The sequence below is a fragment of the Achromobacter sp. AONIH1 genome, assembly GCF_002902905.1.
Taxonomy (GTDB): domain Bacteria; phylum Pseudomonadota; class Gammaproteobacteria; order Burkholderiales; family Burkholderiaceae_B; genus Achromobacter.
Map to the genome: position 1 here is coordinate 1,251,376 of NZ_CP026124.1, position 14,825 is coordinate 1,266,200.

Annotated in this window: 16 protein-coding genes and 2 tRNA genes; 3 read left to right on the forward strand and 15 right to left on the reverse strand. The window is 66.5% G+C overall.

The genetic code is table 11. The annotated features are described in order from the left end of the window. Positions 1-201: 201 nt before the first annotated feature. From gcvA to petA, 8 genes are all read right to left on the reverse strand, one after another. Entirely contained in the window at positions 202-1,116 is a 915-nt protein-coding gene (gene gcvA / locus C2U31_RS05775) for a transcriptional regulator GcvA (protein ID WP_103271967.1), read from the reverse strand. Positions 1,117-1,251: 135 nt separating this feature from the next. Beyond that, a tRNA-Asn gene (locus C2U31_RS05780) sits at positions 1,252-1,327 on the reverse strand. Positions 1,328-1,528: 201 nt separating this feature from the next. Continuing rightward, a tRNA-Thr gene (locus tag C2U31_RS05785) sits at positions 1,529-1,604 on the reverse strand. Between the two features lie 130 nt (positions 1,605-1,734). Continuing rightward, entirely contained in the window at positions 1,735-2,181 is a 447-nt protein-coding gene (locus tag C2U31_RS05790; RefSeq protein WP_103271968.1) for a ClpXP protease specificity-enhancing factor, read from the reverse strand. A gap of 9 nt (positions 2,182-2,190) precedes the next feature. After that, positions 2,191-2,802: a glutathione S-transferase N-terminal domain-containing protein gene (locus tag C2U31_RS05795; protein ID WP_006388039.1), complete on the reverse strand. Its 612-nt coding sequence runs from the start codon at positions 2,800-2,802 to the stop codon at positions 2,191-2,193. A gap of 151 nt (positions 2,803-2,953) precedes the next feature. Continuing rightward, positions 2,954-3,808 (reverse strand): cytochrome c1, encoded by an 855-nt coding sequence (locus C2U31_RS05800; protein WP_103271969.1) that lies wholly within the window; start codon positions 3,806-3,808, stop codon positions 2,954-2,956. A gap of 23 nt (positions 3,809-3,831) precedes the next feature. Continuing rightward, entirely contained in the window at positions 3,832-5,220 is a 1,389-nt protein-coding gene (locus C2U31_RS05805; protein WP_103271970.1) for a cytochrome bc complex cytochrome b subunit, read from the reverse strand. A 72-nt stretch (positions 5,221-5,292) separates the two neighbouring features. Then, the gene (petA, locus tag C2U31_RS05810; protein WP_103271971.1) at positions 5,293-5,937 is read right to left on the reverse strand and encodes a ubiquinol-cytochrome c reductase iron-sulfur subunit; all 645 of its coding nucleotides are present in this window, start codon (positions 5,935-5,937) and stop codon (positions 5,293-5,295) included. Positions 5,938-6,077: 140 nt separating this feature from the next. On the opposite strand from petA, the gene mscL reads away from it, so the two are divergent. Next, positions 6,078-6,527, forward strand: a complete 450-nt coding sequence (gene mscL, locus C2U31_RS05815) for a large conductance mechanosensitive channel protein MscL (protein ID WP_103271972.1) — start codon at positions 6,078-6,080, stop codon at positions 6,525-6,527. Positions 6,528-6,649: 122 nt separating this feature from the next. Here the strand turns inward: mscL and C2U31_RS05820 are convergent, their stop codons facing one another. Beyond that, the gene (locus tag C2U31_RS05820; RefSeq protein WP_103271973.1) at positions 6,650-7,411 is read right to left on the reverse strand and encodes an aldolase; all 762 of its coding nucleotides are present in this window, start codon (positions 7,409-7,411) and stop codon (positions 6,650-6,652) included. Between the two features lie 164 nt (positions 7,412-7,575). On the opposite strand from C2U31_RS05820, the gene C2U31_RS05825 reads away from it, so the two are divergent. Next, positions 7,576-8,577, forward strand: coding sequence for an AraC family transcriptional regulator (locus tag C2U31_RS05825; RefSeq protein WP_233772660.1), 1,002 nt, complete (start codon positions 7,576-7,578; stop codon positions 8,575-8,577). 14 nt (positions 8,578-8,591) lie between these two features. Here the strand turns inward: C2U31_RS05825 and C2U31_RS05830 are convergent, their stop codons facing one another. The 3 genes from C2U31_RS05830 to C2U31_RS05840 form a co-directional block, all read right to left on the reverse strand. After that, positions 8,592-9,923: an MFS transporter gene (locus tag C2U31_RS05830; RefSeq protein ID WP_103271975.1), complete on the reverse strand. Its 1,332-nt coding sequence runs from the start codon at positions 9,921-9,923 to the stop codon at positions 8,592-8,594. Positions 9,924-10,014: 91 nt separating this feature from the next. Beyond that, positions 10,015-10,593 carry a glutathione S-transferase family protein gene (locus tag C2U31_RS05835; RefSeq protein ID WP_103271976.1) on the reverse strand — a complete coding sequence of 193 codons (579 nt, stop codon included), beginning with the start codon at positions 10,591-10,593 and terminating at the stop codon, positions 10,015-10,017. Between the two features lie 318 nt (positions 10,594-10,911). Then, entirely contained in the window at positions 10,912-11,688 is a 777-nt protein-coding gene (locus tag C2U31_RS05840) for a Nif3-like dinuclear metal center hexameric protein (RefSeq protein WP_103271977.1), read from the reverse strand. A 19-nt stretch (positions 11,689-11,707) separates the two neighbouring features. Here C2U31_RS05840 and C2U31_RS05845 point away from each other — a divergent pair, with 19 nt between their 5' ends. Further along, a complete protein-coding gene (locus C2U31_RS05845; protein WP_103271978.1) occupies positions 11,708-12,871 on the forward strand; it encodes a trypsin-like peptidase domain-containing protein in 1,164 nt (387 codons plus the stop codon). 115 nt (positions 12,872-12,986) lie between these two features. Here C2U31_RS05845 and C2U31_RS05850 read toward each other — a convergent pair whose 3' ends face one another. From C2U31_RS05850 to tatB, 3 genes are read right to left on the reverse strand one after another with little or no spacing between them, the layout of a single operon-like run. Next, on the reverse strand, positions 12,987-13,370 hold the full coding sequence (locus C2U31_RS05850) for a helix-turn-helix domain-containing protein (protein WP_103271979.1): 384 nt from the start codon (positions 13,368-13,370) through the stop codon (positions 12,987-12,989). Between the two features lie 52 nt (positions 13,371-13,422). Further along, positions 13,423-14,217 (reverse strand): twin-arginine translocase subunit TatC, encoded by a 795-nt coding sequence (gene tatC / locus C2U31_RS05855; protein ID WP_103271980.1) that lies wholly within the window; start codon positions 14,215-14,217, stop codon positions 13,423-13,425. Then, complete coding sequence (tatB, locus tag C2U31_RS05860; RefSeq protein ID WP_103271981.1) at positions 14,214-14,804, reverse strand: Sec-independent protein translocase protein TatB; 591 nt, start codon at positions 14,802-14,804, stop codon at positions 14,214-14,216. The genes tatC and tatB overlap by 4 nt, the downstream gene beginning before the upstream one ends. Positions 14,805-14,825: the final 21 nt, after the last annotated feature.

Genomic DNA, 14,825 nt, shown 5'->3' on the forward strand with positions numbered 1-14,825 from the left:
TGCCTGAAAAGGGAATGAAGGGGAAAGGTGCGTTCCAGCTTCAGGTCATGCTATCGGCCCGGGAGCGCCTTGACCAATCAATTTTCCCCGGGCACACATGAATAAAAGTAATGCGTCGCCGGCGCTTGGCGGCAGGCCTGCCGCATGCTCCGTGGCTCAAGGCAACACTGATCGAAGGCAAGCGGCGCGAGACTGCGCGGATCAGACCGGCGCGCCGGTCTGCACGGCGGCTTCGACCAGCCAGTCGTGCAGCGTCTGCACGTCGGGATCCGCCGCGCCCCGAGGCGTGACCAGCCACCAGCCGATGCGCGGATCGTCCAGCGCCAGGCCGGGCAAGGCTTCGACCAGCGCGCCGCTGGCCAGCTGCGCGGCGATCATGCGGTGCCGGCCCATCGCGACGCCCTGGCCCGCCAGCGCCGCCTCGATCACGATGTTGTAGTCATGCAGCGGCACGTTCTGCGCGCCGCCCAGGTCCACGCCCGTGAGCCGCGCCCAGGCGGGCCATTCGAAGGGATTGTGGGAGTGCGAGGTCAGCAGCGGATGGCGCAGCAGATCTTGCGGCGAGCGCGGGCGTTTCCGGCCGGCGATCAGCGACGGCGCGCAGACCACCGACAGGCGCTCGCGCATCAGCTGGCGCGCGCGCACGCCGGGCCAGGTCCCCCGGCCGTAGCGGATGGCGGCGTCGACCTCGCCGCCGGCGACGTCCGCCAGGCCGATGTCGGGCTGCAGTTGCAGTTCGATATCGGGATGCGCGGCGCTGAACGCCGGCAGTCGCGGCGCCAGCCAGCGCGTGGCGAAGGACGACAGCAGGCCGATCCTGAGCCGGCGGCGCGGACGCTGCGGCGCGCGGATGTCCTCGGTGCCCTGGCGCAGCAGCTCGAACGCGGCATGCACGCGCTCGTAGTAGGCCTGCCCCGCCGGCGTCAGCGCCACGGCGCGCGTGCGGCGTTCGAACAGCGCGGCGCCGAGTTCGGCTTCCAGCTTCTGGATGTGATGGCTGATCGCGCTTTGCGTGACGTACAGCTCTTCGCCCGCCAGGCTGAAGCTCAGGCGCCGGGCCGCGGCCTCGAAGGCGCGCAGGGAAACCAGGGCGGGCAGGGATCGCGGGGAGCGCATGGCGGCATGACGGATGGCTGGGGCCGGAACGAGACCGGCGGATGCGCGTCATGCTACGCCCGACTGGCGCAAATGCAAAAAGCCCGCAACCTGGGTTGCGGGCTCTTCAAGGGTACTGCGGGTACTGCGAAATCTTGGCTCCCCGAGCTGGGCTCGAACCAGCGACCTGCGGATTAACAGTCCGTCGCTCTACCGACTGAGCTATCGGGGAACAGGTAGAGGGGGCGAATTATGCACAAATTTTTCGAGGAATGCAAAACGGCGCGGAAAAGGCCTGCTCATGGCTGTGTGTGACGCCAGCGCGATGAGATTGTGAGCATGTCCCCGCTGGACTACGTTGAACCGGTCATCCATGTTGATGGGGCGTGACCCATGACCAGGATGCGAACGCGCCGCTGTATTGGTGGGGAGATGGTGCCGGTGAAAGGAATCGAACCCTCGACCTTCTCATTACAAGTGAGCTGCTCTACCAACTGAGCTACACCGGCAAGGCGCGCCATGGGGCACGCGCGGGGACTGCATTGTAATGAAAAACGCAGCCCCCGGCATGGAACGGCGCGCGCGGACAGACCGCGCGCGCCGGGTGTCGCGGGCCGGGCCACAGGGACCCGGCCGGACTTACTTGACGATGGTCAGGCGCGGGCGCTTGGGCTCGTCGCCGCCGGTGTCGTCGCCGGACGGCGATGCGGCATCGGCGGTGCCCTCTTCGGCCGGCTCGGCCGTGCCTTGCGCGCCAGCGGCCGGCGGCTCGTAGGGCTGCACTTCGAAGCCCATGCCGGCGCCGGTCTCGCGCGCGTAGATGGCGCTGACGGCGCCCACGGGAACGTAGACGTTCTCGGTCACGCCGCTGAAGCGGGCCTGGAATTCGATGAATTCGTTGCCCAGCACCAGGCGATTGGTGGCCAGCGTGCCCACGTTCAGCGTGATCTGGCCGTCGCGCACATGGGCCATCGGCACCATGGTGTGCTCGTCGACCTGCACGGTGATGTAGGGCGTATAGCCATTATCGGTGCACCACTCGTGCAGCGCGCGGATCAGGTACGGTTTGGTCGAAGTTTCACCCATCTGACTGCCTTAGCGACGCATGACCTTTTCCGAAGGCGTCAGCGCTTCGATGTAGGCCGGACGCGAGAAGATGCGCTCGGCGTACTTCTGCAGCGGCGCCGCATTCTTCGGCAGTTCGATGCCGTAGTGGTCCAGGCGCCACAGCAGCGGAGCCACGGCCACGTCCAGCATGGAGAATTCCTCGCCCAGCATGTACTTGTTCTTCAGCAGCATGGGAGCCAGCTGGGCCAGGCGGTCGCGGATGTTCTGGCGCGCGTTGGCCAGCTTCTTCTCGTCGGGCTTGGCGCTGCGGTCTTCCAGCGTCGAGACGTGGACGAACAGTTCCTTCTCGAAGTTGTAGAGGAACAGGCGGGTGCGGGCGCGCATGACCGGATCGGCCGGCATCAGCTGCGGGTGCGGGAAGCGCTCGTCGATGTACTCGTTGATGATGTTCGACTCGTACAGGACCAGGTCGCGCTCGACCAGAATGGGCACTTGACCGTACGGGTTCATCACCGAGATGTCTTCGGGCTTGTTGTACAGGTCGATGTCGCGGATCTCGAAATCCATGCCTTTCTCGAACAACACGAAGCGGCAGCGTTGCGAAAACGGACACGTGGTTCCGGAATAGAGCACCATCATGGCGATAAGTCCTTGTATAAAAAGCGAAAGGCCAGCGCCTTAATCTAGCAGGCGCTGGCCCCGATTGCCAGGCGGGACAGGCGGTACGGCCCTGTCCGCTGGTCCCGTCCCTATTTTCATGGGGACGGAAGCACCTGGCGGGGCGTTGCGGTTAACGTACGTGCTTCCAGTAGGAGGCGTTCAGGCGCCACATTACCAGGAAGAACAACAGCAGGAACAACATGACGCCGACGCCGAGCTGCACGCGGAAGGTCTGGACGGGTTCGGACATCCAGGCCATGAACGCGGTCAGGTCGGCCACGTCGTTGTCGTAAGTTGCGACTTGGGCCGGGTTGGCGGCCTTGAATTTAGCTTCAAACGTGGCGTGGCCGTGGTAATTCGCCACCGGCTCGGCCTTCACGTTTGCAAAACCTTGAGCATCGTACACCGTCGTGACCTTTTCCCAGGTCTTGGGCTCGCCTTCCTTGCCCTCGACTTCGTGCATGGCCACCGTGGTCAGCTCGCGCGGACCCTGGCGTTCCCATAGCGCGTGGGGCATGCCCACGGCCGGGAAGACCAGGTTGTTCCAGCCCGTGGCGCGCGAGGTGTCGCGGTAGAACGTGCGCAGATAGGTGTAGATGTAGTCCGAGCCCGAGGGACCGGCGTTCACCGACTTGGCCCGCGCGATCACGGACAGGTCCGGCGGCGTGGTGCCAAACCACTTCTTGGCGTCCTTGGCCGTCATGGCGACGTGCATCATGTCGCCGACCTTCTCGCCGGTGAACAGCAGGCTTTCCTTGATCTGCTGGTCGGTCAGGCCGATGTCCCGCAGCTTGTTGTAGCGCATCGAGGACGCGCTATGGCAGTTCAGACAGTAGTTGACGAACAGCTTGGCCCCATTTTGCAGCGAGGCGACGTCATTGACGCGGTACGGGGCTTTTTCCAGGGGGAAGCCGCCCTCCGCGGCGAAAGTGGCGGTGCACGTGAGCATCATCAATGCCACGGCGCCAATCAGCTTCTTGATCATGGTCGGTCCGTTATCTCGTGGGCTCAGTGGGGCTGGAACGTGACGCGCTCGGGCACGGGCTTGAACGTGCCCAGGCGGCTCCAGACCGGCATCAGGAAGAAGAATGCCAGGTACAGCAGCGTGCCGATCTGCGACGTCAGGTTCAGCGGCGGGCTGGGCGGCTGCGTGCCGATGTAGCCCAGGACGAGGAAGTTGACCATGAAGATGCCGTAGATCCACTTGTGCCAGGTCGGGCGGTAGCGGATCGACTTGACCGGCGAATGGTCCAGCCACGGGAGGAAGAACAGAATGACCACGGTGCCGCCCATGGCGACCACGCCCCAGAACTTGGCGTCGATCGCGCGCAGCAGCACGGCCACGACGATCAGGATGCCGGGGACGGCGACGCGCAGGATGCCCTTCAGGTTGCTCTTGACCAGCAGCGCGATGGCGCCCAGCACGGACGCGCCCGCCAGCACCCAGGTGAACTCGTCGGTGGTGGCGCGCAGCATGGAGTAGAACGGCGTGAAGTACCAGACCGGCGCGATGTGCGGCGGCGTCTTCAGCGAGTCGGCGGGAATGAAGTTGTTGAACTCCAGGAAGTACCCGCCCATTTCCGGCGCGAAGAACACGATGGCCGCGAACACCAGCAGGAAGCCCGCCACGCCCACCAGGTCATGCACGGTGTAGAACGGGTGGAACGGGATGCCGTCCTTCGGGCGGCCGTACTTGTCCTTCGGGCCCTGCTTGATCTCGACGCCGTCCGGGTTGTTCGAGCCGACTTCGTGCAGCGCCACCAGGTGGGCGGCGACCAGGCCGACCAGCACCAGCGGGATGGCGATGACGTGGAAGGCGAAGAAGCGGTTCAGCGTGGCGTCGGACACGACGTAGTCGCCGCGGATCCAGATCGACAGCTCGGGACCGATGAACGGGATGGCGGCGAACAGGTTCACGATCACCTGGGCGCCCCAGTAGGACATCTGGCCCCAGGGCAGCAGGTAGCCGAAGAAGGCTTCCGCCATCAGACAGAGGAAGATCGCGACGCCGAAGATCCAGACCAGTTCGCGCGGCTTGCGGTACGAACCGTAGAGCAGCCCGCGCAGCATGTGCAGGTAGACCACGACGAAGAACATCGAGGCGCCGGTCGAGTGCATGTAGCGCACCAGCCAGCCCCACGGGACTTCGCGCATGATGTATTCAACGGACTGGAACGCGCGTTCGGCGTCCGGCTTGTAGTGCATGACCAGGAAGATGCCGGTCACGATCTGCAGCACCAGCACCAGCAGTGCCAGCGATCCGAAGAAATACCAGAAGTTGAAATTCTTCGGCGCGTAGTATTCAGACAGATGGGCTTTCCAGGTGGACGTCACCGGAAAGCGCCGGTCCAGCCAGCCCAGCAGGCCTGTTGTCTCGACGGTTTTCTCGCCAGCCATGTAACGGCTCCTTCTCTCACGTGGCGTATTGTTTTACTTACGCAATTCGGGAATGAAAGCGCGACGCGGGCGTCAGGCTTTGTTGTCTTCGTCGACGCCCACGATGATGCGGGTGTCGCTCAGATACTGGTACGGCGGAACTTCGAGGTTGTCGGGCGCGGGCTTGTTCTTGTAGACGCGGCCGGCCAGGTCGAACGTGGAGCCGTGACACGGACAGAGGAAGCCGCCCTGCCAGTTGGCGCCCATGCCGCCGCCGCCGCCCGTTTCGAAGTGAGCGGTGGGCGAGCAGCCGAGGTGGGTACAGATGCCGACGCAGACGAAGATCTCGGGCTTGCGCGAGCGGCCTTCGTTTTCGGCGTATTTGGGCGTGAAGCCGGGGCGCTTGGAGTTCGGATCGGCCAGCAGCGCGTCCTGGGATTTCAGGCCGGCGAGCTGTTCGGGGGAGCGGTGGATGATCCACACGGGCTTGCCGCGCCATTCCACCGTCTTCATCGCGCCGACGGGGATGTCGCCGATGTCCACTTCCACGGGAGCGCCGGCGGCGCGGGCCTTTTCCGAGGGGGAAAACGTGCTGACCAGCGGCACGGCTGTTGCTACACCTGCTACGCCACCGACAGCACAGGCGGTGGTTACCCAGAAACGTCGCGAAGGATCGGGCGGCAGATTGGGGTCAACCGCACCGTCATCGTCGTCATGCACCAGCGTATCCTGACTCATCTTCCTATCCTTGTTGATGCGCCCGCTCTACGAGTAGCATCACTTCTGCGGCATCGGGTTCGCGGGAAAATGTAACAACATAGCAACCGCGTATTATAGCGTCGCCCATTCTAGGGCGTATCACGAAGGGAGTGCTATTTATGAGCAAAGCGGGTGGTTTTATCAAAGAGTTCCGAGATTTCGCCGTCAAGGGCAACGCGGTCGACCTGGCCGTCGGTGTCATCATTGGCGCGGCGTTCGGCAAGATCGTCGACTCGCTGGTCAAGGACATCGTGATGCCGCTGGTCAACTTCCTGCTGGGCGGCTCGGTCGATTTCTCGAACAAGTTCCTCGTCCTCTCCATGCCTGCCGGCTATAACGGTCCGATGACCTACGCCGATCTCACCAAGGCCGGCGCCAACGTCTTCGCCTGGGGCAACTTCGTCACCATCATCATCAACTTCGTGTTGCTGGCGTTCGTGATCTTCTGGATGGTCAAGGCCATCTACAAGGCGCGCGCCAAGTCCGAGGAAGTGCCGGCCGCGCCCGCCGCCACGCCGGAAGACGTGGCCCTGCTGCGTGAAATCCGCGATCTGCTGAAGAAACCCTGACCCGAAGCCCGACCCGCGCCGCCGCGGTTCGGGATCCGCGCTCCAACGGATCCCGGGCCGTGGCAAGCGGACGTTCCCGCCGGCGCCACGCCGGCCTGCGCTGAAGGATCCGCCAGTTTGTTCTATTGCGCAGCCATTTGCCGCTCGACGCGGCGCGCGAACATGGCGAAGCTTGCCCGCACGATGCTCGGCTTGAGCAGGAAATCGTGCGATTCGGCGGCCAGCGCATCATCCACCGGTTTCACCTCCCCGTAAGCGGCGGCCGCCAGAAGCTGGTTGCGGGCCGCGCGCTCGATCAGCACGGAAAGGTAGAGCGCTTCCTCGATGCAGGAGCCGGCCGCCAGGAAACCGTGGTTCGCCAGCAGGATGCTGCGCTTGTCGCCCAGCGCCGCGGAGATGATCTCGCCTTCCTGGTCGGCGATGGGCAGGCCGGGCCATTCCTTCAGGTGGGCGCAGTCGTTGTGGAACGGCGTCGCGTCCATGTGCGCGACCACCAGTGGCTGGCCCGTCATGGACAGGGTCGAGACATGCGGCGGGTGTGTGTGGATGATGCATTGCACGTCGGGGCGCTGCCGGTACACCCAGAAATGAAAGCGCACGGCGGGGTTGGGCGTGCCGGGTCCGTCCAGCACTTCCATGTTCTCGTTGATGCGGATGACCGAGGCCGGGACGATCTCGTCGAACGCGTGGGCCATGGGTGTCGTCAGGAACGTGCCGTCGTCCTGGCGCACGGTGATCTGGCCCGCGAGGGTTTCCGAATGGCCTTCGCTGGCGAGAACGCGGCAGCTCAGGGCCACCTTTTCCTTCTCGTCCCAGTTTCCGAAGTCGAGCTTGTTCGCGGAGCGCGCAAAGAAGGCGTCGGCATGGGCTTGTTTTTCCAGCATGGGGTCTCCTTGGGGATAATGGCTCCATTACACGCCCGCCCCGCCGCCGCGCGATTGACCGATCACGAACGCCGGTTGACCCCATGCGACAGCACGGGCGCTTTGCCGGCCGTCGCCGGCCAGTACGACAGAGTGTTCCGAGCATGCCACGAGCCCGCCAGACCATGCCTCCGCCCGCCCGGCCCGCCGGGCCCGAGGCGGACCTCAACTTCGCGCCCCGGTTCCGGCCTTTCTATGCGCAGGAGGTGGCCGGATACGAGCGTGAACTGGACAAGCTGGTTCTGCCGGGCGAGTTCCGTGCGCTGACCGAGCATCCCCGGCTGCAGTTGCAGGCCTGCAGGCTGCGCGCGGGCGGACGGGTGGTGAGCCTGGAGTCCACGCCGATCGCCGTGCAGCATCGCGCGGAACATGCCGCAGACCTGCAACACGCCGAGTTTCTGGCGAGCTTCGTGATCGCGGGGCACGGCGTCATCGTCCAGAACGAGGCTACCCTGCCCCTGGAGCCCGGCGACATCATTTTCCGCACGACCGCCCTGCCGTCCGAGATCCGGATGTACACCGATTCGCGCATCGTGGTGGTCAAGGGGCCGCTGTCTCGCCTGCTCGGCGCGCATAGCCTGGCGATGTCCCAGTTCACCGCGCAGCGCGGCGTGGCCAGCCTGCCGTTGGTGCAGACCGCGCATCGCTGCCTGCGCCATGTGTTCTTCGACAAGACGGAATCCAATCCCGTGTCGTCGCTCTTCGCCGAGCAGGCGCTGTTGGCGCTGCTGGCCTCGATCTACACCAGCCAGGCGCTGGAGAAGATCCCGGGCGACGCACGGGCCCCGGCCGACAACTGGCAGGTGCTGGCCAGCTACATCGATGCCCATATCACCGATCCGGAACTCTCGGTGCAGGCCGTGGCGGATGTGCTGCGCGTCACCACGCGCTGGGTGCACCGGCTGTTCAAGACGCGTTCGCTGCAATATACCGGCTACGTGCGCGAGCGCCGCTTGCAGCTGGCTCGGGAGGCGCTGGAGGATCCACGGCGCGCTCACGTCGAAATCAAGGAAATCGCCGCGTCCTGCGGTTTCCTGCATGCGAGCCATTTCATCCGCCGCTTTCATGAACGCTTCGGCATGTCGCCCGCCCTGTACCGCAAGCAGGCCGGCAGCGGCGGCGCGTAGCCGCGCGCTTTCGGTCAGTCGTGGCGCAGGTCCTGCGGCGTGGGTTTCATGAGAAACGCCGAGGTGCCCGCGACGACGCCGAGGAACGCCAGGTAGATGCCCACGGGAAGAATGCTGCCGAACTTCTGAACCAGCGTGGCCGAGATCAGGGGCGCCAGGCCGCCGCCGATGGCGGCGGAGAACTGGACCCCGATGGACAGCCCGGAATAGCGCAGTTCCGCGGGGAACTGGGCGCTGTAGAGGCTGGACTGCGGCGCGATCATGATGGCGTAGTTGAACGCCATGGCGACGAAGACGGCCAGGCTGTATGCCACCAGCGAGCCGCTGCCCACCGCGAGAAAAATAGGAATGGCCATCAGTCCCAGCAGCATGCCGCCCCAGCCACAGACGCGGCGCGCGCCGATGCGGTCGCCCAGCATGCCGAACAGCGGAATGGTGAACATCAGCACGCCGGCGCCGTAGAGCAGGGCATGCAGCGCGTCGGCCCGGCTGAAACCCAGTTTCGATACGGCATAGGACACCGAGAACACCAGGAAGGTATAGATCAGCGTCACCTCGGCGATCTTGCAGCCTATGCACAGCAGCAGCGACCTGCCGTGCGCGCGCAGCAGTTCGCGCAGAGGCATCTTGTCCTCCAGCGGCTGCCTGGCCCGTGCCCTGTCGCGCTTTACGGCCTCGAACTCCGGCGATTCGTCGATGCCGTGGCGGATGAACAGGCCGACGACGATGAGCACGGCGCTGGCGAGGAACGGCAGGCGCCAGCCCCAGGACAGGAAATCCGCTTCCGGCAGCCGCGTCACCAGCGCGAACGAGCCCACGGACAGCAGGATGCCGAGCGGCGCGCCCACCAGCGGCAGGCTGCCGAAGAAGGCTTTCCACTTCGGCGGCGCGTGTTCCACCGCCATCAGCATGGCTCCGCCCATTTCGCCGCCGAACGACAGGCCCTGTCCGATGCGCAGGACGACCAGCAGCACCGCCGCGGAGATGCCGATCTGTTCATAGGTCGGCAGCAGTCCGATGAGCACGGTGCATATGCCCATCAGCAGCAGGCTCAGCGTCAGCATGGATTTGCGGCCGATGCGGTCGCCGAAGTGGCCGAACAGGATGCCGCCAATAGGCCGTGCCAGCATGCCGCTGGCGAACGCGCCGAAGGCCGCGAGCGTGCCCGTCACCGGATCGAACTGCGGGAAGAAGATCTTGTTGAATACCAGCGCGGCGGCGGTGCCGTAGGCGAGGAAGTCGAAGGCTTCCACCGCGGTGCCGATGACCGTTGCGACGGCGACCCGGAACAGGTTCGGTTTCTTGTGGGGGCGGGCAATGGGCTCCGCGGCCTGAGTGGCGTCCATGTTGTCTCCTCTTGGTTTGTCGTTGTGTTGGTCGTCGCGGCGTTCATGCGCCTGGCGGCACGTAGCTTGGCAACTGCTGGATGCGTCCGCGCTACGCGGCGATGGCGGGATAGGCGCAGAGGTCGATGGCGGCTTCCTCGGCCAGCGCCAGATAGCCATAGCAGGCGATGTCGGCCACCGTGGGCGCATCGGAGCCGGCCAGCCAGTCGTGCGCGGCAAGATGCTGGTCCATGCGGCGCAATACGCGTTCGGTGCGGCGCCGCATGCCCGGCATGTCCAGCAGCGCTTCGTCCACGCCCAGGTGGTGCGCGGCTTCGGCCTTGCTCACGACATGCGTCAGCCGCAGCGGTTGCAGGCTGTTGGCGATCTCGTTGGCGGAGACGGATATCCAGGCATGCATGGCGCCGATGCGGGGCAGCGGCGCCAGCCATGCGGGGGCGTAGTGATGCGCCAGGTGCAGCAGGATGGCGTGGCTGTCCCAGAGTGCGGTGTCGCCATCCACCAGCGCGGGAATCTGCTGGAAGGCGCTGATGCGCTCGAATTCCGCGGTCTGGTTCTTGCGCGCCAGCACGTCCATGAACCTGCGTTCATAGTCCATGCCGATGAGCGCAAGGAACAGCCGGACTTTGTAGCAGTTGCCGGAGCGTGGGTGGTCATGGAGGGTCAGCATGCAGTGTGTTCCGGGTCGTGGGGCCCGCCAGGAAGGGCCTGGCCGTGGGGGGGCTGCATGGAATGCTAGGACCGCGGCTGGCGGCGCAATTGACGTGGAGAGAACCGCGATTGACCAGATGCGACGCGGCGGCGCCGCATTGATCGCATCCCCTGGTTTTCCCGGATCGAAACCTGGCCGATCCGGTGGGGCTGGACGGCATGCGCCGGACCTCCGCTGGCATGCGCCGAGCCGGCAAGTCGTCTCCGTAGCGGGCGTTGCAATGAAAACGCCCCCTTTCGGGGGCGGATTGGGGGGGCGGTGCGCGCGGCGCGATGCCTACGCGGGATTGTCGATGTCCACGAACTCGACCTTGATGCCGAAGCGTTCGGCCACTGCCTGTCCCAGCGCCTGGACGCCGTAGCGCTCGGTCGCATGGTGGCCCGCGCCGATGAAGCCCACGCCGGTCTCGCGCGCCAGGTGCACGGTGGATTCGGAGACCTCGCCCGTGATGTAGGCGGTGGCGCCGGCGTCCACCGCGTCGGCCAGCATGCCCTGCGCGCCGCCGGTGCACCAGGCCACGCGGCCCAGCGGCTGGCTCGGATCGCCCACCACCAGCGGCTCGCGGCCCAGGCGTTCGCGCACGCGCGCGGCCAGGTCGCCCAGCGTCGCCAGGCCGGGGGCGTCGCCCAGCCAGACCAGGTTGTCCGGGCCACAGGTGCGCGGCGCGCCGTCGTCGCGCAGCGACGGCGCCAGGCCCAGCACGCGGGCCAGCTGGGCGTTGTTGCCCAGCTGCGGATGGGCGTCCAGCGGCAGGTGGTAGGCGTAAAGATTCAGGTCGTTGTTCAGCGCCAGCGCCATGCGGGTGCGGCGGGTGCCGATGACGCGGCGGTCCTCGTTGCGCCACATCCAGCCGTGATGGACCAGCACCGCGTCCGCGCCGCGCTCGACAGCCACGCGCAAGAGCGCCTCGCTGGCGGTGACTCCGGTGATAATGTGTCCGATCTCGGAACGGCCTTCCACCTGCAGTCCGTTGGGACAGTAGTCCTTGAATCGCGGGGCCTGCAGGGTGTCGTCCAGCCAGTCGGCCAGGACGCGGGAATCCACTTTTTGCATTGCTAGTCCTATCAGAAACATGCGCCGATATTGGCTGATCTTCGCTCAGGCCGTCACGGTCTGCCTGGGTATTCTATTCGTCGTCACCACCTTGCGGCCCGACCTGCTGCGACTGGCGGGGCCGGCGGCCGCGCCGGCCGTCCAGGCCGCGGTGCCCGCCGGGCCGCCGGCGACGCGCGCCGCCGCGCTGGCGTCCTATGCGGATGGCGTGGCCCGCGCCGCGCCGTCCGTGGTCAACGTCTACACGACCAAGCTCGTGAACGTGCCGCTGATCCCCCTGCCGGACGATCCCATCCTGCGCCAGCTGTTCGGCAACATGCCCGGCGCCAGCCGCCAGCAGGCCACCACCAGCCTGGGCTCGGGCGTGATCGTGAGTCAGGACGGCTTCGTGCTGACCAATTATCACGTGGTGCAGGCGGCCGAGGCCATCGAGGTGGCGCTGGCCGACGGTCGCAAGGACAGCGCCAAGGTGGTGGGCGCCGATCCGGACACGGATCTGGCGGTGCTCAAGCTGGGCAGTCTGCGCAACCTGCCCACCGCCGTGCTGGCGCCCGACAAGGGGCTGCGCGTGGGCGACGTGGTGCTGGCGATCGGCAATCCGTTCGGCGTGGGCCAGACCACGACGCAGGGCATCGTGTCGGCGCTGGGCCGCAACGGGCTGGGCCTGAACACCTATGAGCATTTCATCCAGACCGACGCGGCCATCAACCCCGGCAATTCGGGCGGCGCGCTGGTCGACGCCCAGGGCAGCCTGGTCGGCATCAACACCGCGATCTATTCGGAATCCGGCGGTTCGATGGGCATCGGCTTCGCCACGCCCATCGACATCGCCCGCAGGGTCATGGACGAAATCGTCAAGACCGGCCAGGTCAAGCGTGGCTGGCTGGGCATCGAACCGCAGGACATCACGCCCGAACTGGCGCGTGCGTTCCAGCTCGAGCGCGACGCCGGCGGCGTGATCATCGCCGGTGTGCTGCGCGACGGCCCGGCGGCCCGCGCCGGCCTGCGCGTGGGCGACATCGTGCAGTCGGTGAACGGCAAGCCCATGACCAGCACCAATGGCCTGTTGGCTGAGATCGCGCAGCTGCCGACCGGCGAGCGCGCCAGGCTGGGCCTGCTGCGCGGTGGCAAGCGCAGCGAGCTGGAGGTCGTGGTGGGCACGCGGCCGGGCCGGCCGCGCTAGGGATGGCCGTGGCAGCGATGGGAGCGTCGTTTGGACGGTGCGTCGTGGCCGCTCAGCGGTGCGCGTGTCGCACGCACGCCGGGAGAGCATGCAAGGCCTCCCGCCAGGCAGACGTCTAGTTCGCGGGCCGGCCGTCGAGCAGGATGCGGACCACGGTCAGCACCTGCTTCTTGGTGGCGTCGGGGCGGCTGCGCAACAGCGCGCAGATCTCGGTGCAATAGCCGTCGCCCGGCTGGGCCGCGTCTTGCAGCACATGCGGCGGGGCCGCGCGATCACCGGGTCCGGAGGCGGGGGCCACGCCGTCGGTCAGCCACACGGCGCTGGTGTCCAGCGCCTTGGCCAGGCGCAGCACCGTGCGGCGGTCGGGCCAGTAGTGGTCTCCGCGATTGAGGATGCGATGGATGCAGGACTGCGGCACGCCGGAAATGCGGGCCAGCTGGTTTTGGCTTTTGATGCCGCGCCACCGCATCAGGGCGCTCAGGCGTTGGGCTAGGGACATGAGTGCAATGTAGGATTGCAGTCATGTCCCCGCAAGGTGAAACGGTCTTACTTCAGTGGCGTTCGGTGAGGGAATCCGATGCCGGATCGTCCTCTGCGGCGCGCCTGGGCGAGACCATGCGGGCGCAGATCAGGCCGACCTCGTACAGCAGGCACAGCGGCACGGCCAGCATGAACTGGCTGACCACGTCGGGGGGGGTGACCACCGCCGCGATGATGAAGGCGCCCACCACCACGTAGCCGCGCGCGGCCTTGAGCTTGGACAGCTCGACCACGCCCATCTTGACCAGCAGCACCACGGCCACGGGCACCTCGAAGGTGATGCCGAAGGCCAGGAACATGGTCATGACGAAGCTCAGGTAGGCCTCGATGTCCGGCGCCGGCGTGATCGACTGCGGCGCGAATGTGGCGATGAAGTGGAAGACCGTGCGGAACACCACGAAATAGCAGAACGCCATGCCGGCCAGGAACAGCACCGTGCTGGAGACGATCAGCGGCAGCGCCAGCCGCTTTTCATGGCGGTACAGGCCCGGCGCGACGAAGGCCCAGGCCTGGTACAGCACCACCGGCAGCGCGATGATGAAGGCCGCCATCATGGTGACCTTGACCGGCACCATGAAGGGCGTGATGACGCCGGTGGCGATCATGCGCGTGCCCTGCGGCAGCGAGGCCAGCATGGGCTGGGCCAGCGCGTCATAGATCGGCGAGGCGCCGGGATAGATGAACAGCACGATGAACACGGCCACGATCGCGGCGGCGGCGCGCAGCAGGCGGGAGCGCAGCTCGATCAGATGGGAGATGAAGCTTTCCTGCTGGCCGTCTTCTTGTTGGGAGGCGTCCTGGGTCACGTTGGCGTTCCGGGGGGCGTGGCGGGCTTGGCGGCGGGCGCGGGTTCGCTGGCCGCCGGCGTGGCGGGCGCTGTGGCCTGTGCCGGCTCGGGGCCGAGGTCCAGGGCCAGATTGGGGTTCTGCGCGGGCGGCGCGATGGTGCGCGCGGGTTCGGTGGCGGGCTGAGCGGCAGGCGATCCTGCGGCAGGCGAACCTGCGGCAGGCGAACCTGCGGCAGGCGTCGGCGCGGGCAGCGCCTCGGACGCGTCGGCGGCGGGCGCTTGCGCCGCCGGCTGGCCGTTGACCTCGCGGGCCGCTTCGTCCAGCTCGGCGCGCAGCTGCTGCACCGGTTCTTCCAGCGACGCCTGGGTTTCGTGCAGCGATTTCTGCACGCCCTGGGCCGCGGTCTCCATTTCGCTCTTGAACTTGCGCAGCTCGTCGAGCTCGATCTCGCGCTGGATGTCGGACTTCACGTCGTTGACGTAGCGCTGCGCGCGGCCCAGCAGGTGGCCGACGGTGCGGGCCACCTTGGGCAGGCGTTCGGGGCCGATGACGATCAGGGCGACGACGCCGATCACCATCAGTTCAGTGAGGCTGACATCAAACATGCGATGGCCGCTCGGAAAGAA